Annotated in this window: 18 protein-coding genes and 1 pseudogene; 7 read left to right on the top strand and 12 right to left on the bottom strand. The window is 67.6% G+C overall.

Annotated features, from left to right (window positions below):
* The first annotated feature begins 47 nt into the window (after window positions 1-47).
* On the top strand, window positions 48-509 hold the full coding sequence (locus tag MA09_RS12565) for a chemotaxis protein CheW (RefSeq protein ID WP_036248926.1): 462 nt from the start codon (window positions 48-50) through the stop codon (window positions 507-509).
* On the opposite strand, the gene MA09_RS12560 is transcribed toward MA09_RS12565, so the two are convergent.
* The 10 genes from MA09_RS12560 to dapC all read right to left on the bottom strand — a co-directional run bounded on the left by MA09_RS12560 (window position 506) and on the right by dapC (window position 13,355).
* Window positions 506-2,545, bottom strand: a complete 2,040-nt coding sequence (locus MA09_RS12560) for a TonB-dependent receptor domain-containing protein (RefSeq protein WP_229440726.1) — start codon at window positions 2,543-2,545, stop codon at window positions 506-508. The two genes, MA09_RS12565 and MA09_RS12560, sit on opposite strands and share 4 nt — an antisense overlap.
* Window positions 2,546-2,910: 365 nt before the next feature.
* Window positions 2,911-4,890, bottom strand: a complete 1,980-nt coding sequence (locus MA09_RS12555) for an ATP-binding cassette domain-containing protein (RefSeq protein WP_036248920.1) — start codon at window positions 4,888-4,890, stop codon at window positions 2,911-2,913.
* Window positions 4,891-5,035: 145 nt separating this feature from the next.
* A complete protein-coding gene (prmB, locus tag MA09_RS12550; protein ID WP_036248918.1) occupies window positions 5,036-5,926 on the bottom strand; it encodes a 50S ribosomal protein L3 N(5)-glutamine methyltransferase in 891 nt (296 codons plus the stop codon).
* Window positions 5,927-5,947: 21 nt separating this feature from the next.
* Window positions 5,948-7,084 carry a succinyl-diaminopimelate desuccinylase gene (gene dapE, locus MA09_RS12545; protein ID WP_036248916.1) on the bottom strand — a complete coding sequence of 379 codons (1,137 nt, stop codon included), beginning with the start codon at window positions 7,082-7,084 and terminating at the stop codon, window positions 5,948-5,950.
* Window positions 7,081-7,440, bottom strand: coding sequence for an ArsC family reductase (locus MA09_RS12540; protein WP_036248913.1), 360 nt, complete (start codon window positions 7,438-7,440; stop codon window positions 7,081-7,083). Before MA09_RS12540 ends, dapE begins: the two co-directional genes overlap by 4 nt.
* Before the next feature lie 217 nt (window positions 7,441-7,657).
* Window positions 7,658-9,001, bottom strand: coding sequence for a glucarate dehydratase (gene gudD, locus MA09_RS12535; protein ID WP_036248910.1), 1,344 nt, complete (start codon window positions 8,999-9,001; stop codon window positions 7,658-7,660).
* A 90-nt stretch (window positions 9,002-9,091) separates the two neighbouring features.
* Window positions 9,092-10,000: a LysR substrate-binding domain-containing protein gene (locus MA09_RS12530; RefSeq protein ID WP_036248907.1), complete on the bottom strand. Its 909-nt coding sequence runs from the start codon at window positions 9,998-10,000 to the stop codon at window positions 9,092-9,094.
* Between the two features lie 28 nt (window positions 10,001-10,028).
* Window positions 10,029-11,171, bottom strand: a complete 1,143-nt coding sequence (locus MA09_RS12525; RefSeq protein ID WP_036248904.1) for a PilT/PilU family type 4a pilus ATPase — start codon at window positions 11,169-11,171, stop codon at window positions 10,029-10,031.
* A 96-nt stretch (window positions 11,172-11,267) separates the two neighbouring features.
* A complete protein-coding gene (gene dapD, locus MA09_RS12520; RefSeq protein ID WP_036248901.1) occupies window positions 11,268-12,095 on the bottom strand; it encodes a 2,3,4,5-tetrahydropyridine-2,6-dicarboxylate N-succinyltransferase in 828 nt (275 codons plus the stop codon).
* A gap of 48 nt (window positions 12,096-12,143) precedes the next feature.
* Window positions 12,144-13,355, bottom strand: coding sequence for a succinyldiaminopimelate transaminase (gene dapC / locus MA09_RS12515; protein WP_036248900.1), 1,212 nt, complete (start codon window positions 13,353-13,355; stop codon window positions 12,144-12,146).
* 154 nt (window positions 13,356-13,509) lie between these two features.
* Here dapC and MA09_RS12510 point away from each other — a divergent pair, with 154 nt between their 5' ends.
* The 3 genes and pseudogenes from MA09_RS12510 to MA09_RS25525 all read left to right on the top strand — a co-directional run bounded on the left by MA09_RS12510 (window position 13,510) and on the right by MA09_RS25525 (window position 16,420).
* Window positions 13,510-15,159: a mechanosensitive ion channel family protein gene (locus MA09_RS12510; RefSeq protein WP_036248897.1), complete on the top strand. Its 1,650-nt coding sequence runs from the start codon at window positions 13,510-13,512 to the stop codon at window positions 15,157-15,159.
* A gap of 105 nt (window positions 15,160-15,264) precedes the next feature.
* Window positions 15,265-15,669, top strand: a pseudogene (locus MA09_RS25530) (ABC transporter ATP-binding protein); the annotation flags it as partial.
* A gap of 85 nt (window positions 15,670-15,754) precedes the next feature.
* Window positions 15,755-16,420, top strand: a complete 666-nt coding sequence (locus tag MA09_RS25525) for an ATP-binding cassette domain-containing protein (RefSeq protein ID WP_307183862.1) — start codon at window positions 15,755-15,757, stop codon at window positions 16,418-16,420.
* Here MA09_RS25525 and MA09_RS12500 read toward each other — a convergent pair.
* On the bottom strand, window positions 16,399-17,463 hold the full coding sequence (locus MA09_RS12500) for an AraC family transcriptional regulator (RefSeq protein ID WP_051933398.1): 1,065 nt from the start codon (window positions 17,461-17,463) through the stop codon (window positions 16,399-16,401). The genes MA09_RS25525 and MA09_RS12500 overlap by 22 nt on opposite strands.
* A gap of 72 nt (window positions 17,464-17,535) precedes the next feature.
* On the opposite strand from MA09_RS12500, the gene MA09_RS12495 reads away from it, so the two are divergent.
* The 3 genes from MA09_RS12495 to MA09_RS12485 are packed head-to-tail and all read left to right on the top strand — an operon-like array spanning window position 17,536 to window position 22,254.
* Window positions 17,536-19,131 (top strand): FAD-binding oxidoreductase, encoded by a 1,596-nt coding sequence (locus MA09_RS12495; RefSeq protein WP_036248894.1) that lies wholly within the window; start codon window positions 17,536-17,538, stop codon window positions 19,129-19,131.
* Window positions 19,128-20,699: a glycerol-3-phosphate dehydrogenase/oxidase gene (locus MA09_RS12490; protein WP_036248892.1), complete on the top strand. Its 1,572-nt coding sequence runs from the start codon at window positions 19,128-19,130 to the stop codon at window positions 20,697-20,699. The genes MA09_RS12495 and MA09_RS12490 overlap by 4 nt, the downstream gene beginning before the upstream one ends.
* The gene (locus MA09_RS12485; RefSeq protein ID WP_036248889.1) at window positions 20,692-22,254 is read left to right on the top strand and encodes an FGGY-family carbohydrate kinase; all 1,563 of its coding nucleotides are present in this window, start codon (window positions 20,692-20,694) and stop codon (window positions 22,252-22,254) included. The genes MA09_RS12490 and MA09_RS12485 overlap by 8 nt, the downstream gene beginning before the upstream one ends.
* Here the strand turns inward: MA09_RS12485 and MA09_RS12480 are convergent.
* Window positions 22,236-22,751: a response regulator gene (locus MA09_RS12480; protein ID WP_081897569.1), complete on the bottom strand. Its 516-nt coding sequence runs from the start codon at window positions 22,749-22,751 to the stop codon at window positions 22,236-22,238. The genes MA09_RS12485 and MA09_RS12480 overlap by 19 nt on opposite strands.
* Window positions 22,752-22,777 lie beyond the last annotated feature (26 nt).

Genomic DNA, 22,777 nt, shown 5'->3' with positions numbered 1-22,777 from the left:
AGGGAAGCTCCCCTTTAGCATTGGTGGTGCCGATGAAAGGAAGCACCATGTCGAACCACATACTCGCCGCACCCCGGCAGTTCCTCGGTTTCACCCTGGGCGGGCTCGAATACGGGCTCGACTATGCCGCGGTACAGGAACTGAAGGCCTACCGGTCGCTCGAGCGCTTTTCCAGCGACGGCGAGATCATTGGCGGCGTGGCCTTGTCGCGCGGGGTCATCATGCCGGTAATGGACCTGCGGGCAGCGTTCTCCCCCCGATTCACGCTGCCCGAGCCGGATACCGACGTGGTGATCGTCCGGGTGGCGGCAGGCAGGGTCGGGGTGGTGGTGGAGCGCGTCACCGGGGTGGTGCGCCTGCGTCCGGAGCAGGTGGCGCCGCTGCCGGGCGCCCAGCACGACGCCGACTACCTGATCGGGCTGGGCCTCGCCAGGGGGCGCCGCATGATCCTGATCGACATCGAGCGCCTGATGTCGGTGGCGCCCGCCGCGCCGCGCCAGGTCGCTTAGAAATCGGCGCTCACGGACAGCCAGAGACGGCGCCCCTCGATGTTGTTGACATACACGCTGCTCCAGGTCGGCGTGGCCGCACCTGGCGCCTGGTAAGGACGGTAGTCGATGAAGTCCTTGTTGGCCAGGTTGTAGATCGCCGCATTGACCGCTACTCGCTTATTGATCTGGTAGCTGGTGCCCAGGTGCAGCATGCCATATCCCTTGTAGTCGCCCAGCGCCGCCTTGGCGGCGCGGGTCGCGGCCGAGCTGCCCGGGTCGCGGAAGCGCTCGCTGCGCGCCTCGAGGCGCAGCCAGGCATTCCATTGCGCCGAGACGTCCCAGCCCAGGCGCGCATTGAGCGCATGTTCCGGCGTGTCGCCGAGCGGCTTGCCGGCGTTCGGGCCGCTCTTCTGCTCGCTGTCCGTGAAGGTGTAGTTGGCACTCAGGGCCCATCCCGGCGCGAGCGGGAAGCGGGTCGCGAGCTCGACGCCGCGGGTCACCGCCTCGTCGACATTGGTCGACTGGCCGAAGGCGTCGACGTTGGGCCAGTTGCCGAAGCTGACGCAGCCCGGCCGGTTGCGCGCAAGGCGGTAGTCGCAGTTGAGCAGGCCGGTGCCGCTGGTGATCTTGTCCCTGAACTCGTTGTTGAACAGGGCGGCATTGGCGCTCCAGCCGGCCCCGTTGTCGAAATAGACCCCCAGTTCGGTCGTCACGCTGGTCTCCGGTTTCAGGCCGGGACTGCCCACCAGCGGAATCGTGCCCTGGCCGCCGAAGCCGTTGATGCCGGGCGCCAGCTGTTCGACGCGCGGTGTCTTGTAGCCGCGGCTGACGCCGCCCTTGACGGTCCAGCGCGGCGACGCGTTCCAGACCAGGTAGGCGCGCGGGCTGGCCTGCCCGCCGAAGATGCTGTGGTCGTCGTAGCGCGCCCCGAGCGTCAGCAGCAGCTGCTGGGCGATGCGCCATTCGTCTTCCAGGAACAGGGCTTTTTGCGTGAAGGCGAAGGCTTGCGGCGCGACGCCGTCGACCATTTCGGCATCCCAGTACTGGGCGCCGATGGTGGTGAGGTGATCGCTCCAGGGCGCCACCAGCTTGGTGTCGAACACGCGGCTCTCGACCGCCAAGGCACGCGCGCTGCCGGCCACGGCGCCCGGGGTGCCCGGCGGGATGGTGCGGCCGACGGTTTCGGTGCGGTTGACCATGTAGCTGCTGTTCCAGGTGCCGAAGCCGAGGCGTGCGCGATAGGAGGCGGTGCCCTGGTCGCGGTTGTACTTCTGCTTCGGGCCATAGCCGCCCTGGACGCCCAGGGCGCCGAGCTGGCCGCCGGTGTTGTCGTAGGCCTGGCGGGTGCTGTCCGCATCCAGCGTGAACTCGTGGCTGCGGCTCGGCGTCCAGGCCAGGCGCGCGCCGAGGTTGTGGATGGTCGATTCGACCGGGTTGGCGCCCATGTTCGGCGTGACTACGCCATTGTGGTTCCGATAACGGATATCGGCGGCGTCGCGGCGCTGGGTGCTGCCGCGCAGCGACAGGCCGAGCACGTCGGCGGCGAGCGGGCCGCTCAGGTAGAACTTGGCGCCCTTGACGTCGCCGAAGCTCGACTCCTCCTGGGCCGTGTAGTCGGCGGCCAGGTTGCCGTTCCAGGTCTTGCCCACCTTGCGCGTGATGATATTGATCACGCCGCCCATGGCATCCGAACCGTACAGGGTCGACATCGGGCCGCGGATGATCTCGATGCGCTCGATCGCGCCGATGGGCGGCATGAAGCTGGTCGAGGTGCCGCCGAAGCCGTTCGGGGTGACGTTGCCGGCGGCGTTCTGGCGGCGGCCGTCGATCAGGACCAGGGTGTAGTCGCTCGGCATGCCGCGGATGCTGATGTTCATGCCGCCGGTCTTGTCGCCGGCCGCGCCGACGTCGATGCCTTCCACGCTTTCCAGCGCTTGCGCCAGGTTGCCGAAGCGTTCCTTCTCGAGCTGGTCGCGGCTCAAGACCGTGATCGAGGCCGGCGCTTCGCGGATGCTCTGCTCGAAGCCGGATGCGGTGACCACGACCGTCGCCATGTTGTGCGGCGCGGGATCGGCGCTGGCGGCGAGGGGCAGCAGGGCGAGGGTCGTGCTGATCAGGGAGCGGCGGAACTGCGGCAGGGACAGGCGAGGCTCAGGCATACGGTATCCGTGTGTAAGAAAATGGAAGAGGACCAGATGGAAAAGCAATTCAGAATATGCAGAATAGCAATATTCTAACTGAGAATAAGAATGATTCCTATTCATATTTTTGATGTTTGACGAGACATGCGCCAGGTGCGGTGTCCTGGCTTGCGAGAGAAATACGTGGGATGGCGCGCCCAGAGGGGGCGCGGAAGGTCGCGCATCGCCCTGGCGCAGGGCGATGCGGATGGGTCAAACGGGGAGGTGTGGCGTGTGGCTCAGGCGGCCAGGCCTTCGAGCTGCTCCTGCAGCTCCAGCCATTCGGATTCGAGCTGTTCCAGGTCGCGCGAGGCGAAGGCCTGGTCGGCCACCAGGGTCTTGAGCTTGTCCTTGTTCTCGGCCTCGTAGATGCTCGGCTCGAGCAGCTGGGCGTCGATCTCGGCCTTCTTGGCGTTGAGCTTGGCCATCTGCTCTTCCAGGCGCTTGACGCGGTTCTCGATGGGTTTCCTCAGCGCGGCCAGGCGCTGGCGGGCTTCCGCTTCCAGCTTCTTTTGCTCCTTGCGGTCGACCGGGGCGGCCATCGGCGCCTCAAGCTTGCTGTCCTTCGCCGGCGTAGGCGCGGGCAGGGTGTCGGTGCCCTTGCCGAGCTTGGACTGGAACAGCCACTCCTTGTAGTCGTCCAGGTCGCCGTCGAAAGGCTGCAGCTTGCCGTCGGCGACGATGATGAACTGGTCGGTGGTGGCGCGCAGCAGGTGGCGGTCGTGCGACACCAGCACCAGGGTGCCCTCGAACTGGGCCAGCGCCATGGTCAGGGCCTCGCGCGTTTCCAGGTCGAGGTGGTTGGTCGGTTCGTCGAGCAGCAGCAGGTTCGGGCGCTGCCACACGATCAGGGCCAGGGCCAGGCGCGCCTTTTCGCCGCCCGAGAAGGGGGCGATCTTGCTGGTCACCATATCGCCCGGGAAGTTGAAGCTGCCCAGGAAGTTGCGCAGTTCCTGCTCGCGCACGTTCGGCGCGATCTTCATCAGGTGCCACAGCGGCGACTCGTCGTGGCGCAGCATCTCGACCTGGTGCTGGGCAAAGTAGCCGATCGACAGGCCTTTGCCCAGGGTGGCCTTGCCTTCCAGGGGCATCAGCTCGCCGGCCACGGTCTTGATGAGCGTGGATTTGCCGGCGCCGTTCACGCCCAGCAGGCCGATGCGCTGGCCGATCTGCAGCGAGAAATTCACGCGCTTGACGATGGCCTTGCCGCCGACCTTGTCGCCGTGTCCGTCGAGGACCGGATAGCCGGCGTCGACGTCCTCCAGCACCAGCAGCGGGTTCGGCGCGGACAGCGGCTCGCGGAACTCGAAGGAGAATTCGGCGGCGGCGCGCAGCGGCGCCAGTTCTTCCATCTTGGCCAGCGCCTTCATGCGGCTCTGGGCCTGGCGCGCCTTGGTGGCCTTGGCCTTGAAGCGGTCCACGAAGGACTGCAGGTGGGCGCGCGTGCGCTGCTGCTTCTCGTAAGCGGCGGCAGCCAGCACCAGGCCTGCTGCGCGCTGGCGCTCGAAACCGGAGTAGTTGCCCGAGTAGCGCTTCAGCTTGCGCTCGTCGATGTGCACGATGACGTTCACGATTTCGTCGAGGAAGTCGCGGTCGTGCGAGATGATGATCAGGGTGCCCGGGTAGCGCTTCAGCCAATCCTCCAGCCAGATGATCGCGTCCAGGTCGAGGTGGTTGGTCGGCTCGTCCAGCAGCAGCAGGTCGGAAGGGCACATCAGGGCCTGCGCCAGGTTCAGGCGCATGCGCCAGCCGCCCGAGAAGCTCGCCACCGGACGCTGCATTTGCTCCAGCGAGAAGCCCAGGCCCAGCAGCAGCTGCTCGGCGCGCGACTGCACCGTGTAGGCGTCGGCATCAAGCAGGGCGCTGTGCAGTTCGCCCAGGCGCATGCCGTGGTCGCCCACGTCAGGGTGGGCTTCCAGTTCGTCGAGCTCGGCCTGCAGGCGGCGCAAGTTGACGTCGCCGTCGATCGCGTATTCCAGCGCCGGACGGTCGAGGGCCGGGGTCTCCTGGGCCACGTAGGCCATGCGCCACTTGGCGGGGAAGTCGATGGCGCCCTGGTCCGGGTGCAGCTCGCCGCGCAGCATGGCGAACAGGCTCGATTTGCCGGCGCCGTTGGCGCCGATCAGGCCGATCTTGTCGCCCGGGTTGAGGGTGAGGTCGGCGTCTTCGAGCAGCGGCTTGGTGCCGCGCATCAGGCTGACGTTCTGGAAGCGGATCATGAAAACTAGCTGAATTGTTTGGTTTACGTAGGGTGGGCAAGTCTCTTGCCCACGCGTTCGACAATCGTATGTGTCGCCACAACGCATCCGGAAGTTGGACGCGTGGGCGGGAGACCCGCCCACCCTACGAAAATCTATGAGGTAATTACTGGGCCTGCAGCTGTTCCGCGGTCAGCAGGAACACCGCATCGTCACCGGCGCTGGTGGTCAGCCAGGTCAGGCCCAGGTGACCGAAGGCGGCTTCGGCAAACTCGCGCTCGTTGCCGATCTCCACCACCAGGATGCCTTCCGGCGTCAGGCGCTCGCTAGCGCCTTCCACGATCTTGCGCACCAGGTCCATGCCGTCCTCGCCGCCGGCCAGCGCGATCTGCGGCTCGCGCAGGTATTCCGGCGGCAGCTTGCCCATCGAGACGCTGTTCACGTAGGGCGGGTTGGTGACGATCAGGTCGTAGCGCTTGAAGGGCACGTGTTCGTACAGGTCCGATTCGATCGGGTTGACGCGGCCTTCGAGCTTGTACTCGCGGATGTTGTGCTCGGCCACGGCCAGCGCGTCCTTCGAGATGTCGACGGCGTCGATCACGGCGTTCGGGAAGGCGTCGGCCATCATGATCGCCAGGCAGCCGCTGCCGGTGCACAGTTCCAGCACGTTCTCGACGGCTTCCGGATCCTGTACCCAGGGGCTGAAGGTCTGCGGGATCAGCTCGGCGATGAAGGAGCGCGGTACCAGCACGCGCTCGTCCACGTAGAAGTGGTACTCGCCCAACCAGGCTTCCTTGGTGATGTAGGCGGCCGGCACGCGTTCGGTGACGCGGCGCTCGATCACTTCCATCACCTGGATCACTTCGTCCGACAGCAGGCGCGCGTCGAGGAAGGGATCGAGGCGGTCCAGCGGCAGCTTGAGGGTGTGCAGGATCAGGTAGGCCGCTTCGTCGAAGGCCTCGGCGCTGCCGTGGCCGAAGAACAGCTTGGCGCCGTTGAAACGGGTGATCGCGTAGCGCAGCAGGTCGCGCGGCGTGCTGAAAGTGGTGTTGGTCATGGCCTTCTCCCGGGTGTCTTGTTACGCCGCCAGCAGCTGTTCCAGCGTGCGGCGGTAGATGTTCTTGAGGGGATCGATGTAGCGCAGCTCGATGTGTTCGTCGATCTTGTGGATGCTGGCGTTCGGAGGCCCGAATTCTATCACCTGCGGGCAGATGCGGGCGATGAAGCGGCCGTCCGAGGTGCCGCCGGTGGTCGACAGTTCGGTCTGCACGCCCAGCTCCTCGTAGATCGCGTTGCACAGCGTGTCCGAGAGCAGGCCCTTCGGCGTCAGGAAGGGCTGGCCCGACAGGGTCCACTGCAGTTCGTAGTCGAGCCCGTGGCGGTCGAGGATGGCGTGCACGCGCGCTTCCAGGCCGTCGGCGGTGCTGGCGGTCGAGAAGCGGAAATTGAAGTCGAGGCTCACGTGGCCCGGGATCACGTTGGTGGCGCCGGTGCCGGCCTGGATGTTCGAGATCTGCCAGCTGGTCGGCGCATAGTATTCATTGCCCTCGTCCCAGACTTCGGCGGCCAGCTCGGCCAGCGCCGGCGCGGCCTGGTGGATCGGGTTGCGCGCCAGGTGAGGGTAGGCGATGTGGCCCTGGATGCCCTTGATCACCAGGTGGCCCGAGAGCGAGCCGCGGCGGCCGTTCTTGATGGTGTCGCCCAGTACGTGCACCGAGGTCGGCTCGCCGACCACGCAGTAGTCCAGCGTTTCGCCGCGTTCTTCCAGGCGCTCGCAGACGACCACGGTGCCGTCCACGGCCGGGCCTTCCTCGTCGCTGGTGATCAGGAAGGCGATCGAGCCTTTGTGGTCCGGGTTGGCCGCGATGAATTCCTCGCAGGCGACGACCATGGCCGCGATCGAGGTCTTCATGTCGGAGGCGCCGCGGCCGTACAGCTTGCCGTCGCGGCGGGTGGGCGTGAACGGGCTGGAGGCCCACTGGTGCTCGGGCCCGGTCGGCACCACGTCGGTATGCCCGGCGAACACGAACACCGGCGCGGCCGTGCCCTTGCGCGCCCACAGGTTGGTGACCCCGTTCGATGCGATGGTCTCGCAATGGAAGCCCAGCGGCGCCAGCAGTTCCTTGAGGCGCTCCTGGCAACCCCTGTCGTGGGGCGTGACCGAGTCGAGGGCGATCAGCTCTTCGGCGAGCAGCAGGGTGCGCGAGGGTTTCATGCAGCGTCCTGGAATTTCGCCCCGTAGGCGTCGGCCGAGAAGCCGACCGAGACCGGGCCGACGCCCTGCAGGACCGGCCGCTTGATGACCGAAGGGTTCTCCAGCATCAGCGCCAGCGCGCTGGCCTTGTCGACCACCTGCGCCTTGCGCTCGTCCGGCAAATTGCGCCAGGTCGTGCCCTTGCGGTTCACCAGGGTTTCCCAATCCAGCTGCTCGAGCCAGCCCGCCACCACTTCACGCGTCAAGCCTTGTTTCTTGAAGTCATGGAAGATGAAATCATGGCCGTTGTCTGCCAACCAGGTGCGGGCTTTCTTGACGGTGTCGCAGTTGGGGATGCCGTAGAGGGTCGTAGTCATGGAACGTAAGTCAGGGAGTGTAAGTCAGGGAGCGTAAGTCAGGGAGCGTCAGTCAGCGCGCCACGGGAGGTGGACGACTATTGAATTAAAGAAACTCGCGAGGATAGCACAAGCTTCCCAAGCGAAGATTGTACACAGATGGAGGAAGTGGGCCGCGTGCGTGGCCCGGCAGGAAAGCAGGCAGGCCCCTTGTAAAAAGGCAAGAGGCCGGTACTGCTCAGCGCACCAGGCAGGGGCGCTTGTTGTCGAATTTCCATCCCGGCACCAGGTATTGCATCGCGACTGCGTCGTCGCGCGCGCCCAGGCCCATGTTCTTGTAGGCCTGGTGGGCTTTTTCCAACTGGTCGACATCGATCTCGATGCCCAGGCCGGGCTTCTTCGGCACTGCTACCCGCCCGCCTTCGATCTTGAGCGGTTCCCTGGTGATGCGCTGGCCGTCCTGCCAGATCCAGTGGGTGTCGATCGCGGTGACCTTGCCCGGGGCGGCGGCGGCGACGTGGGTGAACATGGCCAGCGAGATGTCGAAGTGGTTGTTCGAATGCGAGCCCCAGGTCAGGCCGAACATCTCGCACAGCTGGGCGACGCGCACCGATCCCTGCATGGTCCAGAAGTGCGGGTCGGCCAGCGGGATGTCGACCGACTGCAGCTGGATCGCGTGCGCCATCTGGCGCCAGTCGGTGGCGATCATGTTGGTGGCGGTGGGCAGGCCGGTGGCGCGGCGGAACTCGGCCATCACTTCGCGGCCCGAGAAGCCGTTCTCGGCGCCGCAGGGGTCCTCGGCATAGGCCAGGATGCCGTGTTTGTCGCGGCAGACGCGGATCGCGTCATCCAGCAGCCAGCCGCCGTTCGGGTCCAGGGTGCAGCGCGCTTCGGGAAAGCGCTCGTGCAGGGCGACGATGGCGTCCATCTCGGCGTCGGCGCTCAGCACGCCGCCCTTGAGCTTGAAGTCATTGAAGCCGTAGCGCTCGCGTGCGGCTTCGGCCAGGCGCACCACTGCTTCCGGGCTCAAGGCTTCCTCGTTGCGCAGCCGGAACCAGGCGTTGCCGGCATCGTCTTCGGCGCGGTAGGCAAGGTCGGTCTTCTTGCGGTCGCCCACGTAGAACAGGTAGCCGAGCATCTCGACCGTATCGCGCTGCTGGCCTTCGCCCAGCAGGGCGGCGACGGGTACGTTCATGAACTGCCCCAGCAGGTCGAGCAGGGCCGATTCCACCGCGGTGAGCGCATGGATGGTGGTGCGCAGGTCGAAGGTCTGGAGGCCGCGGCCGCCGGCATCGCGGTCGGCGAAGGCCTTGCGCATGGCGTTGAGCACGCCGTTGTAGTCGCCCAGCGACTTGCCGATGACGAGGGGACGGGCATCCTCGATGGTCTGGCGGATCTTTTCGCCGCCCGGGACTTCGCCGAGGCCGGTGTTGCCGGCGCTATCTCGCAGGATGACGATGTTGCGGGTGAACCAGGGGCCGTGGGCGCCCGAGAGGTTCAGTAGCATGCTGTCCTGGCCGGCGACGGGGACGACGCGCAGGTCGGTGACGACAGGGGTGCCGGTAAGGGTGGTAGTGGTCATGGTGCTTGGAGGCTGTTGTTTGAAGCGATCATAGCGCTTGATCGATTCACGACCAAATCAAAGAGTATTGCGATCGATTCAGGAATTGAATCAATCGATGGATCGACGTGGAGACGCTTCGGTATCGAAGCCGGGCAGCACGTCGCGCTTGAACAGCTGGAGGGCGGGGTTGTCGTTGTCGCGGCGGTAGGTACAGACCATTTCCACCGGTTCGCTCGAGAGCCGGCGCATGACGATGCCGTCGAACTTCAGGCGCGCCGCGCCTTCCGCGATCAGTGCCGCGCCCACGCCGGCCCGGACCAGGGCCAGCATGGTATGCACCTGGCCGATGTGCTCGACGATGTCCGGCACCACGCCGGCCCGGACGAAGCGTTCGGTCAGCATCAGGTAGAAGGGGCGGGCCTCGTAGGGCGAATACATGATGAAGGGCTTGCCGTGCAGGCTCTCGAGCGTGGGCTCGAGCGGCCATCGGTCCTCCTCGCTCTCCTGGATGGCGAGCATGAGCGACTCGGTGGCGATCAGCCGGCTTTCGAGCTCGGCGTTCATGGGATGGGGACGCAGCAGGCCGAGGTCGATCTCGCCGGCGTTCAGGGCCTGCACCTGCGTGGTGCTGACCAGTTCCTTGAGCGTGAGCGAGACCCGGGGCGCGCATTCGCGCAGGCGGCGCACGACCTCGGGCAGCAGGCTGTAGCCGGAGGCGGAGGTGAAGCCGATGGCGAGATTGCCCTGTTCGCCCTTGGCGGCGCGGCGGGCGGCGAAGGTCGCTTCCTCGGCGATGCGCAGGATGCGTGCGGCTTCCGGGAAGAACGCCTTGCCGGCGGCGGTGAGGCGCACAAGCCGGCTGTTGCGCTCGAGGAGCGGGACGCCGACATGGTGCTCGAGCAGCCGGATCTGGCGGCTCAGCGGCGGCTGGGTCATGTTCAGGCGCTCGGCCGCGCGGCTGAAGTGCAGTTCCTCGGCGACCGCGACGAAGCAGCGCAGCTGGCTGAGTTCGAACATCGAGGCGACGGGCGCGGCCTTCGCCTGCCTAGTTCAGCGTGAATTCCGTAAAGGACGCGCCCGGCGGTTCGGCCCCCGGCTTTTTCGCCTCCTCCGGCTGCACCTGGCTCTCCGGCCCGTTGTTGAGCAGCCAGAGCAGGTTGGTGGCCGAGTCGGCATTGGCCAGCGCTTCTTCCTGCGTGACCAGGCCGTCCTTGACCAGCTTGAGCAGGGCGGTCTCGAAGGATTGCGAGCCCGGCGACAGACTCTTGTCCATCGCTTCCTTGATCTGGCCGATTTCGCCTTTCTCGATGAGGTCGGCGATGTAGCGGGTGTTCAGCATGACCTCGACCGCGGCCTGGCGCTGGCCGCCGGCGGCCGACTTGACCAGGCGCTGCGAGACGATCGCCTTCACGCTCGATGCCAGGTCCTGCAGCAGGGCGGCGCGGTTCTCGATCGGGTAGAAGCTGATGATGCGGTTCAGTGCGTTGTAGCTGTTGTTCGCGTGCAGGGTGGCCAGCACCAGGTGGCCGGACTGGGCGTAGGCCAGCGCCGCCGCCATGGTTTCCTTGTCGCGGATTTCGCCGATCAGGATGCAGTCCGGCGCCTGGCGCATCGAGTTGCGCAGGGCGGTGGCGAAGCTGGTGGCGTCGCTGCCGATCTCGCGCTGGTTGACGATCGATTTCTTGTTCTTGAAGAGGTATTCGATCGGGTCTTCCAGCGTCAGGATATGGCCGGTGCGCTGTTCGTTGCGGTGGTCCAGCATCGAGGCGATGGTGGTCGACTTGCCGGAGCCGGTGGCGCCCACGATCAGCAGCAGGCCGCGCTTTTCCATGATCAGATCAAGCAGCACCGGCGGCAGGCCAAGCTCGCCGATCGGCGGAATATTCGCAGGCACGAAGCGGAACACCGCCGAGATCGAGCCGCGCTGGCGGAAGGCCGACAGGCGGAAGCGTCCCAGGTTGGGGACCGAGACGCCCATGTTGAGCTCATTCTCGCGCTCGAGCTCGGTCATCTGCTCGGGCGAGGCGATTTCCGACAGCAGCGAGATGATGTTGTCGGGTTCGAGGCGATGCTGGTTGATCGGGATGAGGTTCCCGTTGATCTTGATGTGCACCGGCGAGTTCACGGCGAAGAACATGTCGGAAGCGTTCTTCTCCTTCATCAGCTGGAACAGGCGGTCCATGGCCATGTCATCGTCTCCTAATGTGGTAGTGCTCTACTGCTGGTCGACCGCGTGGGCAGGAGACCTGCCCACCCTGCAACCGCCACGCGGTCGACGAGCAAATTAGTCGCCGCGCAGCAGCTCGTTGATGCCGGTCTTGGCGCGGGTCTGGGCGTCGACGCGCTTGACGATCACGGCGCAGTACAGGCTGTACTTGCCGTCGGCGGAGGGCAGGCTGCCCGACACCACCACCGAACCCGCCGGCACGCGGCCGTAGGTGATTTCGCCGGTGGCGCGATCGTAGATCTTGGTCGACTGGCCGATGTACACGCCCATCGAGATCACCGAGTTCTCTTCGACGATCACGCCTTCGACGATCTCCGAACGGGCGCCGATGAAGCAGTTGTCTTCGATGATGGTCGGGTTGGCCTGCATCGGTTCGAGCACGCCGCCGATGCCGACGCCGCCCGACAGGTGCACGTTCTTGCCGATCTGGGCGCAGGAGCCGACGGTGGCCCAGGTGTCGACCATCGCGCCTTCATCGACGTAGGCGCCGATGTTGACGTAGGACGGCATCAGCACCACGTTCTTGCCGATGAAGCTGCCGCGGCGGGCGACGGCCGGCGGCACCACGCGGAAGCCGCCTTTCGCGAAATCTTCCGGGGTGTAGTCGGCGAACTTGGTCGGGACCTTGTCGTAGAACTGCATGCCGCCGCCACCCGCCACCGGCACGTTGTTCTCGAGGCGGAAGGACAGCAGGACGGCCTTCTTGATCCACTGGTTCACGACCCAGCTGCCGCTGTCTTTCTGCGCCACGCGCAGGCTGCCGGCATCCAGGCCGGCGAGGACGTGGGCGACCGCGTCGCGCACCTCAGGGCTGGCGCTGGACGGGCTGATCTCGGCGCGCTGTTCCCACGCGGTGTCGATGATGTTCTGGAGTTGTTGGGTCATGATGATTCTCTAGTTAAGGATTTGTTTGGTACTGCCGCTCATTGGCAATCAAAGGCCCTTGCAGAACTCGACGATGCGGGTGGCGGCTTCGAGTCCTTCGTCGACGCTGGCAACCAGCGCCATGCGGATGCGGTTGCGGCCCGGGTTGAGGCCGTGCGCTTCGCGTGCAAGATAACTGCCTGGCAAAACCGTCACATTATATTCGGCGTACAGGCGGCGTGCGAAGTCAAGGTCCGACAGGCCGGTGCGGCGCACGTCGGCCCACAGGTAGAAGCCGGCGTCCGGCAGTTCGACGTCCATCACCTCCCTCAAGAGCGGGGTAATCAGGTTGAACTTCTCGCGGTACAGCGCGCGGTTTTCCTGCACGTGCTGCTCGTCGTTCCAGGCCGCGATCGACGCCGCCTGGATCGGCGGCGACATCGCGCCGCCGCTGTAGGTGCGGTAGAGCAGGAATTTTTTCAGCAGCTGAGGGTCGCCCGCCACGAAGCCCGAGCGCATGCCCGGCACGTTCGAGCGTTTCGACAGGCTGGAGAACACGACCAGGTTGGCGTACGGACGGGCACCTTCGCTGCGGCCCAGGGCGTGGGCCGCTTCGAGCGCGCCCAGCGGCGGAGTCGAGCCGAAATAGATCTCGGAATAGCACTCGTCCGCCGCGATCACGAAGCCGTGGCGGTCGGACAGCGCGAACAGCCCCTCCCAGTCTTCCTGCGTGAGCACGGCGCCGGTCGGGTTGCCCGGCGAGCACACGTACAGGAGCTGCACGCGCGACCACACTTCATCCGGCACGCTGTCGTAGTCGGGCGCGAAGTTGCGGCCGGGTTCCGAGTTGACATAGTAGGGCGTGGCCCCGCTCAGGTAGGCGGCGCCTTCGTAGATCTGGTAGAAGGGGTTCGGGCTCATCACCAGCGCCTCGCCGCGCGAAGCGTCGACCACGCACTGGGCGAAGGCGAACAGGGCCTCGCGCGAGCCGTTCACCGGCAGCACCATGGTGGCCGGATCGACGCCCGGGATGCCGTAACGATGCTCCAGCCAGCTGGCGATCGCCGCGCGCAGCGCTTCGCCGCCATGCGTGCTGGGATAGACCGACAGTCCCGCCATCGCATGCATCAGGGCTTTTTCGATGAAGGCCGGGGTCGGGTGCTTGGGCTCACCGATGCCGAGGCTGATCGGACCGTGGGCGGGATTCGGGGTGACGCCGGCGAAGAGCTGGCGCAGCTGCTCGAAGGGGTAGGGATGGAGCTGGTCGAGATGTGGATTCACGTCGGTAACCGCACATGAGCGGCCTGTTCACTTTGGATATTCAGACAATTATAGCCCTTGCCCGGAGAAGCGATGGGGACGGCACCCGGACGGAGGCGGGGCCGACCGGATGCTAGACTTCGCGCTGCCCACGTTCGTAGGAGCTGTATTCGCGATGCGTTTTTCCTTTCCGAAATTCCTGATTCCTTTGTGGCTTGTCTGCCTGCTGTTCGCAGCCATCCCGCCGGCAGCTGCGCTTGCTCCGCTCTTTGCTGCCGAGCCCGAAGCGGCCACCCCGGCTGCGGCCACCCAGGCCGATCTCCTTGGCCGCGAAACGCCGCGTTCCACGATCTCGGGACTGATCCGGGCCCTGGCGGAGCACGACTACGACCGCGCCGCCCAGTATTTCGACCTTCCCTCGAACACCAGCCGGCAGCGCGCCGCCGCCGCGGCGAGGGCGCGCGAGTTCCAGGCGCTGCTCGACAGCGGCGGCTCGCTGGAACCCTATGCCGCCTTGTCGAACGACGGCCCCGGCAGGATCGGCGACGAACTTCCCGTCGACCGGGAGCGGGTCGGCGAAATCAGGATCAAGGGCAGGACCATCCCGGTGCTGCTCAGCCGCGGCGAAGAGGAGGGCCTGCAGATCTGGCGCGTCTCGCGGGAGACGGCGACGAGCATCGCGGCCGTCACCGGCCGGCAGGCCGGCCAGCTCGACAGCCAGCGCCCTGAATTCACCGTGGCCGGCGCGCCCCTGGAAGACTGGGGCATGCTGGTCGGCCTCGCCGTGCTGGTCATCGGCAGCTTGTGGATGGTCGCGACGATCCTGGTCGTCATCATGCGCCGCCTGGTGGCCGATCCCGCCGCCAATGGCGTCTACCGCTTCTTCGAGGCAGCCCTGCCGCCGCTGAGCCTCCTGATTGCGGTGTTCGTGTTCTTCGAATGGGCCGAGCGCTTGCCGGTCGCCATCGTGGCGCGCCAGACGCTGCTGCGCTACACCGGCATCCTGCTGGTCATCGCCTTCGTCTGGTTCGGCCTGCGCCTGGTGGACGCCATCGCCCAGCTGGCCATCACGCGCATGCAGCGGCGCGGACGGCGCCAGGTCGTGTCCGTCATCGTCCTGCTGCGGCGTACCGCGAAGGTGGTACTGCTCATGTTTTTCGGGATCGGTATCCTCGACACCTTCGGCATCGACGTGACCACCGGCATCGCAGCGCTCGGCATCGGCGGCATCGCCCTGGCGCTGGGGGCGCAGAAGACCGTGGAAAACCTGGTGGGCAGCGTGACCGTGATCGCCGACCGGCCCGCGCAGGTGGGCGACTTCATCAAGGTGGGCGACGTGGTCGGTACGGTCGAAGACGTCGGTATCCGCTCGACCCGCATCCGCACGCTTGGACGCACCCTGGTCACCATTCCCAACGGCGACTTCTCGGCCCGCCAGATCGAGAACTTCGCGGCGCGCGACCGCTTCCTGTTCAATCCGGTCATCGGGGTGGATTACCGGACGCCTGCCGCGAAAATCGAAGAAGCCGTGCGCATCGTCAAGGGCGTGCTGCTCGAGCGTACCGACATTGCGGAAGGTGCGCGGGCGAACCTGGCCGCAATCGGCGAGCGCTCCTTCCATATCGAAGTGTTCTCCTACATCGAGGCGCCCGACTGGGATGCCAGCGTGATCGTGCGCGAAGCGCTCCTGATGTCCATCATAGCCCGCCTCGAAGCAGCGGGGATCGGGCTTGCCTTCCCGGCCCAGACCGTCGTGTTCGCGCCCGAGCAGCTCGACGCCATCCAGCCCCGAGCCGGGGCGCAGGGGGGCACGGCGGGCACCTAGTCGGTGCGCCGGTGCTTCGGACAACGGCTATGTCTGTTTCCGCACTGAACAGCTCCATGCGCGGCCGTATGCTGGGCCCAAGTAGTCAACCGCAGGGTACCCAGCATGAGCACGCCTACCTCCGCACCCAAGGACGCCGCAACCGCTCACGTCGCGGAGGGAAGCGACGAAGGGCGCCGTGCCGCACCCTTGTCGCTCGCTGCATGGAAGCAATTCGTCAGCGTGGCAAAACCCTACTGGCTGGGAGAAAAGAAGAAACAGGCCTGGACCCTGCTGCCCCTCCTGATCGTGCTGATGCTGGCCGAAACCAAGCTGGCCGTGATGCTCAACAACCAGGCCGGCGAGATGACCTCGGCGCTGGCGGTCGCGGTGCCGGTCTACGCCATCTATTACTACCTGCGCGACCGCTTCGCCAACCAGTGGCGGCGCTGGCTCACCGCGCGCTTCCTCGACGGCTACCTGAAGGGCCGCAAGTACTACCGGCTGGGCACCGACAGCGAGATCGACAACCCCGACCAGCGCATCAGCGAAGACATCAACAGCTTCACGGGCCGGTCGATCCATTTCCTGCTCATCTTCCTGGGCTTCGGAGCGGGTGCTCATCAAGGAACTTTCCCTTGCCTTGAAGCCGGGCGACGCGCTGCTCATCACCGGCGAGAGCGGCTGCGGCAAGAGTTCGCTGCTGCGCGCAATCGCGGGCCTGTGGCACCGGGGCAGCGGCGTGATCCACCGCCCGTCCCTGGACCAGTTCTTCTTCCTGCCCCAGCGACCCTACCTGCAGTCGGGCACGCTGCGCAGCCAGCTCGTCTACCCCAGCGCGCATGCCGGCCTGAGCGACGCGCAGTTGCTGGACATCCTGCGCCAGGTCCACCTGCCGCGCCTGGCCGAGCGGGTAGGCGGCCTGGATGCGGTGCATGACTGGGAAAAACTGCTGTCGGTCGGCGAGCAGCAGCGCCTGGGCTTCGCCAGGGTGCTGGTGCACAAGCCGACGATCGTCGTCCTGGACGAGGCCACCAGCGCGCTCGATGCCGGCAACGAGGCCTCGCTGTATGCGCGCCTGCGCGACAGCGGCGCGACGCTCGTCAGCATCGCCTACCGCGCTGCGGTGCTGCGCCACCACACCCACGTGCTGTGCCTGAAGGGCGAGGGCGCATGGGAGCTGCATGAAGCGGCCGGCTTCCGGTTCGACGGGCAGCACGAGCAGCCGGGCGGCAGGGTTCCCGATGCGCGGCGGGAGCGTCAGGAAGCTGCCGCCGGGTAGCCGGGGGCGAGCGCGTCGCGCCACGCGCCCGGATTCATGCCCGACCACACGCGGAAGGCATGGGTGAAGGCACTCTGCTCCTGGTATCCGAGCAGGAAGGCGATGTCCGCCAGGCTCAGGTCGCGCTGACGAAGATAGGCCTGCGCCAGTTCGTAACGGACGCTGTCGAGCACCTCCTGGAAGCCGCAGCCGGCATCGGCCAGCTTGCGCTGCAGCGTGCGCGGCGACAGGCCGAGCTGCGCCGCCACCGCCGGCAGCCGGGCGCCGCCCTGGGCGAGGGCACGGATCACGGCGGCACGCGCCTGCGCCGCCACCCCGGCACCCAGCGCGGCGCGTTCGCCCAGCAGGCGCTCCGCGTGCTGGCGCAGCACCGGGTACAGGCTGGGGTCCGCATTCGGCACCGGCATCGCCAGCAAGCCCGCATCGAAGGCTGCCAGGTTGGCGGGGGCGCCGAACCGCGGCTGCACGCCGAGCACGCGCAGGTATTCCCTTGCCGAAGCATCGCTGCGATGCGTGAAGGCCATGCGCGTCGGCGCGAGCGGCCGTCCGGCCAGCCAGCTGCCGAAGACGCGGATGCCGGCGAACACGCTCTCCACCAGGTGCCGGGTGGCAGCCGGGTAATGGGTGGTCCAGCCGTACAGCGCCTCCTCCCCCTCCACCGAGAGCATCGTCCGGCCGAGATCATGGGCCAGCCCCTCGTAGCGCTGCGTCTGCTCCAGGGCCTGGCCGAAGTCGCGGCAGGCCATCAGCACCAGGCCGTAGACCGAAAAGGTCGAGGGGCGGACCCGTTCGCCCACGTGCAGGCCGAAGTGCGCGTCGCCCGTGAGCCGGGCGCCGGCATCGAGGACCGCGATGTAGTCGCATGCCGGCAGCGATTCGGGCAGGGGCGAGAGCGCCGTTTCATGCAGGCTGGCGGCGCGCGCCAGCCGTCCGGCATCGACGCCAAGGGCGGCGGCGGTCTCGACGACCGGCTGCAGGTAGGCGCCGGTGACCCGACCGGCATCGGGCGGAGCGGATGGCGCGATGGAGCAAGGCTGTGTCATGAAAGCGCAAGACAGGTAGGCAATGAACCGTTACTCTGGCATAAATGCAAGCTCAAGTAAAAGGGGACAGGGATGCGGCGCTGGAATGGCTGGGGGGACGATTCGGTCGACATGGAGCTGGGTACCGAGGCACGGTACTTCCTCTTCGAGCGCTTGGGGCAGGGCAGTGCGCCCACGGATGCCACGTTCGATGCGGCCTGCGCGCAGCTGGTGCCGGGGCGCCTGCCGCCGCACCCCCTGGTCGATGCCAGTCCCCAGTCCAGGCTGCGCCACGCACTGGGACAGAGCCTGCCGGACTGGCTGCGGCTGCGCCATGGCCGCATCGAAGCGGCACCGGATGGCGTGGCCTATCCGGAAAGCGCGGAGCAGGTGCGCGAGCTGCTGGCCTTCGCCGCCGCCCATGGCGCCGCCGTGATCCCCTATGGCGGCGGCACCAGCGTCGCCGGCCACCTGGGCGTGCACGACGCCGCGCGCCCGACCCTCACGATCGCCATGGGCCGCATGCGCGCCCTGGTCTCGCTCGACCGCGAAGCCCAGCTGGCGACCTTTGGCGCCGGCGTGGCCGGGCCGGACCTGGAAGCCCAGTTGCGCGCGCACGGCTATACGCTCGGGCACTTTCCGCAATCCTTCGAATACTCGACCCTGGGCGGCTGGGTGGTGACGCGCTCCTCCGGCCAGCAGTCGCTACGCTACGGGCGCATCGAACAGATGTTCGCAGGCGGCCGGGTCGAGACGCCCAGAGGCACCCTCGACATCCCGACCTTTCCCGCATCCAGCGCCGGCGTCGACCTGCGCGAGATGGTGCTCGGCTCCGAAGGCCGGCTCGGTATCCTGACTGAAGCCACGGTGCGCGTCAGCCGCCTGCCGCAGCACGAAGCCTTCCATGCGGTGTTCTTCCCGAACTGGGACAGCGCGCTGCAGGCGGTGCGCGAACTGGCGCAGGCGCGGCTGCCGCTGTCGATGCTGCGCCTGTCGAATGCGCTCGAGACCACCACCATGTTGACCCTGGCCGGCCACGCAAGGCTGGTGCGGGTGCTGGAAGCCTGGCTGTCGCTGCGCGGCTGCGCCGAAGGCAAGTGCATGCTGATGCTCGGCGTCAGCGGTTCCAAAGCGCAGGCCGTGCCGGCCCTGCGCGCGGCCGTCAAGCTGGCGCGAGCGCACGGCGGCGTGCACGTGGGCCGCGGCCTGGGCGAGCGCTGGCGCCGCAACCGCTTCCGCAGCGTCTACCTGCGCAACGCCGCCTGGCGACACGGCTATGCGATCGACACCGTCGAGACGGCGCTCGACTGGCCGCGCGTGAGCGCGGCGATTGGCGGCATCGAGCGCGCCGCCGGCGCGGCGCTTCAGGCCTGCGGCGAACGGGTGCACGCCTATACCCACCTGTCACACATCTACCCGCAGGGCGCCAGCGTCTACTCGACCTTCGTGTTCCGCCTGGCCGGACAGTACGAGGCCGACCTGGCGCGCTGGCGCCGGTTGAAGGAGCGCGTGTCCGACGCCATCGTGGCGGCCGGGGGCACCATCAGCCACCAGCATGGCGTCGGGACCGACCATGCACCCTGGCTGGCGCATGAAAAGGGCGAGCTGGGTCTGGGCGCGATGGCGGCGCTGTTCCGCCATTTCGACCCGGACGGGCGCATGAACCCGGGCAAGCTGGTCGCGCCATGAAGCGGAAGGAACTCGACATCCTGGTGATCGGCGGCGGTATCACCGGCGCCGGCATCCTGCTGGAAGCGGCGCGGCGCGGCTTGACCGCCCTGCTGGTCGAGCAGCGCGACTTCGCCTGGGGCACCTCAAGCCGCTCGTCCAAGCTGGTCCATGGCGGCCTGCGCTACCTAGCCGAGGGCCGGCTGCGCCTGACGCGCGAATCGGTGCGCGAACGGGAAGCGCTGCTGCGCGACGCGCCGGGTCTGGTCGAACCCCAGGGATTCGCCTTCCCGGACTATGGCAACAGCGCGCGCAAGCGGCGCAGTTTCCTCGCCGGCCTGGCGGTGTACGACTTGCTGGCCGGGCGACGGGAAGTGCACTGGCTCGATGCCGACGGCTTCCGGATGCTGGCCCCGAACATCCGCAGCGAGGGCCTGGCGGGCGGGATCCGCTACCTCGATGCCAAGACCGACGACGCCCGCCTGGTGCTGCGCGTGCTCGACGAAGCGCGCAGCCACGGCGCCGAGGCGCGCAACTACGTGGCGGTCGAATCCTTGCTGCGCGCCGATGGCCGGGTGAGCGGGGCGCTGCTGCGCGACGGGCGCACCGGTGCGGCCGGCGAGGTGGCGGCGCGGGTCGTGGTCAACGCCACCGGCGCCTGGGCCTGCGGCATCGCCGGGCCGGGCGGGCAGGGGCGGATACCTCGCTTGCGTCCGCTGCGCGGCAGTCACCTGGTGCTGCCGGCCTGGCGCCTGCCGCTGGCGCAGGCGGTCAGCCTGATGCACCCTCTCGATGGCCGGCCGGTGTTCGCCTTCCCCTGGGAAGGCGTGACGCTGGTGGGCACGACCGACGTCGACCACGCTGACGGCCTGGCGTGCGAAGCGAAGGTCACGCGTGCCGAGTTCGACTACCTGATGGCGGCGCTGCGGGCGCAGTTCCCGCAGCTGCAGTTGGACGACGGCGACGTGCTCGCCACCTACGCGGGCGTGCGACCGGTGCTCGACAGCGGGACGCGAGGGGCGCCGTCCAAGGAGACGCGCGAACACCTGGTCTGGGACGAGCCGGGCCTGGTCGCTGTCACCGGCGGCAAGCTGACCACCTTCCGCGCGATCGCCCTCGACACCTTGCGCCACGTGGCGCGCCAGCTGCCGGGGTGGCGGGCGGACCTGGCGCCGCGGCCTGTGTTCTCGCCGCACGCCGTCCCGAACGGCCCGCGCGCGGTAGTGCCCGCCGTCCTGCGGCGCCTGGCGGGCCGTCACGGGCGCCATGCCCAGGCCCTGGTCGACGCCGCCCGCGATGGCGAGCTCGACCCCATCCCCGGCACGCTGACGCCCTGGGCCGAACTGCGCTGGGCCGCGCGCCGCGAAGCCGTGCAGCGGCTCGAAGACCTGCTGCTGCGCCGCACCCGCCTGGGCATCCAGCTGCGCGGCGGCGGCATCGCCCACATGGCGCGTATCCGCGCGATCTGCCAGCCGGAGCTCGGCTGGAGCGATGCGCACTGGGAAACCGAGCAGGCCGCCTATTTCCAATTGTGCCGGAGCCATTACGGGCTGCCCGGCACCGACACGCACGAACGCACCCATGCATGACCCTCTGATCCTCGCCATCGACAACGGCACCCAGAGCGTGCGCGCCCTGCTGTTCGACCTGCGGGGCGACATCGTCGCCAAGGCGCAGGTGCCCTTGCTGGACTACCGCAGCGAGCATCCCGGCTGGGCCGAGCACGACCCGGAGGGCTTCTGGCAGGCGCTGTGCCAGGCCTGCCGGCAGCTCTGGACCCAGCCGGACGTGGACCGTACCCGCCTCGCCGGCGTGGCCGTGACCACCCAGCGCGGCACCGTCATCAACGTCGACCGCGCGGGCAGGGCGCTACGCCCGGCCATCACCTGGCTCGACCAGCGCCGCACCGAGCTCGTGCCGCCCATCGGACCGCTGTGGCGCGGCGCCTTCAAGCTGGCGCGGGTGAGCGGCACCATCGATTACTTCCGCGGCGAAGCCGAGATCAACTGGATCCGGGCCCACCAGCCCGAGGTGTGGGAAGCAACGCACAAATTCCTGCTGCTGTCGGGCTACCTGAACTGGCGCCTGTGCGGGCGCTTCGCCGATTCGTCCGGCTCGCAGGTGGCTTATCTTCCTTTCGACTACCGGCGCCGCAGGTGGGCCGGCCGGCGCGACTGGAAGTGGCAGGCGCTGGCGGTGGAGCCGCGCATGCTGCCCGAACTGCAGGAACCGGGAACGCAGCTGGGAACGATCAGCGCGGAAGCTGCCCGCGATACCGGCATCCCCGCCGGCTTGCCGCTGCTGGCGGCGGCCGCCGACAAGGCCTGCGAGGTGATCGGCGCCGGCTGCAGCGCGCCCCACATTGGCTGCCTGAGCTACGGCACCACGGCCACCATCAACACCACCACCACCCGCTATGTCGAGGTGACACCCTTCGTGCCGCCTTACCCGGCGGCGATCCCGGGCGCCTACAGCACCGAGGTACAGGTGTTCCGGGGCTACTGGATGGTCAACTGGTTCAAGGAGCAGTTCGGCCACCACGAGCAGTCGCGGGCCCTGCTCGAAGACGTGGCGCCCGAGCGCCTGTTCGACGAGCTGGCCAATGCCGTGCCGCCCGGCTCGCTGGGCCTGATGCTGCAACCCTACTGGACGCCGGGCATCCGGGTGCCGGGGCGCGAAGCGAAGGGCGCCATCATCGGTTTCGGCGACGTGCATACCCGCGCCCATGTCTACCGTGCCATCCTGGAAGGGCTGGCGTATGCGCTGCGCGAAGGAAAGGAACGCATCGAGCGGCGCGCCAAGACCCGCATTACCGAGCTGCGCGTCTCGGGCGGCGGCTCGCAGAGCGACGCGGCGATGCAGCTCACTGCCGACATCTTCGGCCTGCCGACCTCGCGCCCGCATGTGTACGAAACCTCGGGGCTGGGCGCGGCCATCGACGCCGCCGTGGGACTGGGCCTGTACCCGGATTTCGCGGCGGCGATGGGAGGCATGACGCGGGTGGGCAGGGTGTTCGAACCGATCGCGGCCAACCAGGCTGTCTATGAGCGGCTGTACCGCGAGGTCTATCTACGGATGTACCGGCGGCTGCAGCCGATGTATCGCGACATTGCGCGCATCACGGGTTACCCGCAAGTGACGTAGAGCGTCCGACACGTGCATGGGCGGTCGTCACGCATGCCGGAGCTGAACGCGCGTTCGGCGACGCCGGTGAGCGGGTCGGCCATGGCCACGCGCTGCAGTGCCGTCTCGGACTGCTTGTGGTGGGTGATGTCGTGCAGCAGGGCGACGTGGAGCTGTTCGCCCGACGCCATCGGCGACAGGCTCAGGTCCATCGCGCGCAGGCCGCCGCCGGGCTGCTTGCGGCCGTCACGGCCGAGCAGCGTCAGGCCTTCGTCCATCCCTTCGACGATCATGCGCAGGCGCTTGGCCATGTAGTCGGCGGCGCCCTGGTCGACGCCGGCCACGATGTCTTCGGTGTCGGAGCAGGCGCTCACGACGATGACGGGGATGTCGGCGGTAGCCGGGTTGGCTTTCACGCGGCGGCAGGTTTCCAGGCCATCCAGGCCGGGTAGCATGACATCGAGCAGGATCGGGTCGGGCTGGACCCGTTCCGCGAGGTCGAGGTGTGCAACCGACAGTGCGTACCGACGGTTGCCATCGTGGT

The sequence above is a fragment of the Massilia sp. BSC265 genome (genome assembly GCF_000740675.1).
In the GTDB taxonomy this organism is placed as follows: Bacteria; Pseudomonadota; Gammaproteobacteria; order Burkholderiales; family Burkholderiaceae_D; genus Telluria.
This window is presented reverse-complemented; position numbering and strand designations above follow the sequence as displayed.

Excerpts from the sequence above, each read along its gene's own strand:
- MA09_RS12565 (WP_036248926.1), top strand. The coding sequence starts at position 48 with ATGTCGAACCACATACTCGCCGCACCCCGGCAGTTCCTCGGTTTCACC.
- MA09_RS12560 (WP_229440726.1), bottom strand. The coding sequence starts at position 2,545 with ATGGCGACGGTCGTGGTCACCGCATCCGGCTTCGAGCAGAGCATCCGC.
- MA09_RS12555 (WP_036248920.1), bottom strand. The coding sequence starts at position 4,890 with ATGATCCGCTTCCAGAACGTCAGCCTGATGCGCGGCACCAAGCCGCTG.
- prmB (WP_036248918.1), bottom strand. The coding sequence starts at position 5,926 with ATGACCAACACCACTTTCAGCACGCCGCGCGACCTGCTGCGCTACGCG.
- dapE (WP_036248916.1), bottom strand. The coding sequence starts at position 7,084 with ATGAAACCCTCGCGCACCCTGCTGCTCGCCGAAGAGCTGATCGCCCTC.
- MA09_RS12540 (WP_036248913.1), bottom strand. The coding sequence starts at position 7,440 with ATGACTACGACCCTCTACGGCATCCCCAACTGCGACACCGTCAAGAAA.
- gudD (WP_036248910.1), bottom strand. The coding sequence starts at position 9,001 with ATGACCACTACCACCCTTACCGGCACCCCTGTCGTCACCGACCTGCGC.
- MA09_RS12530 (WP_036248907.1), bottom strand. The coding sequence starts at position 10,000 with ATGTTCGAACTCAGCCAGCTGCGCTGCTTCGTCGCGGTCGCCGAGGAA.
- MA09_RS12525 (WP_036248904.1), bottom strand. The coding sequence starts at position 11,171 with ATGGCCATGGACCGCCTGTTCCAGCTGATGAAGGAGAAGAACGCTTCC.
- dapD (WP_036248901.1), bottom strand. The coding sequence starts at position 12,095 with ATGACCCAACAACTCCAGAACATCATCGACACCGCGTGGGAACAGCGC.
- MA09_RS12510 (WP_036248897.1), top strand. The coding sequence starts at position 13,510 with ATGCGTTTTTCCTTTCCGAAATTCCTGATTCCTTTGTGGCTTGTCTGC.
- MA09_RS12500 (WP_051933398.1), bottom strand. The coding sequence starts at position 17,463 with ATGACACAGCCTTGCTCCATCGCGCCATCCGCTCCGCCCGATGCCGGT.
- MA09_RS12495 (WP_036248894.1), top strand. The coding sequence starts at position 17,536 with ATGCGGCGCTGGAATGGCTGGGGGGACGATTCGGTCGACATGGAGCTG.
- MA09_RS12490 (WP_036248892.1), top strand. The coding sequence starts at position 19,128 with ATGAAGCGGAAGGAACTCGACATCCTGGTGATCGGCGGCGGTATCACC.
- MA09_RS12485 (WP_036248889.1), top strand. The coding sequence starts at position 20,692 with ATGCATGACCCTCTGATCCTCGCCATCGACAACGGCACCCAGAGCGTG.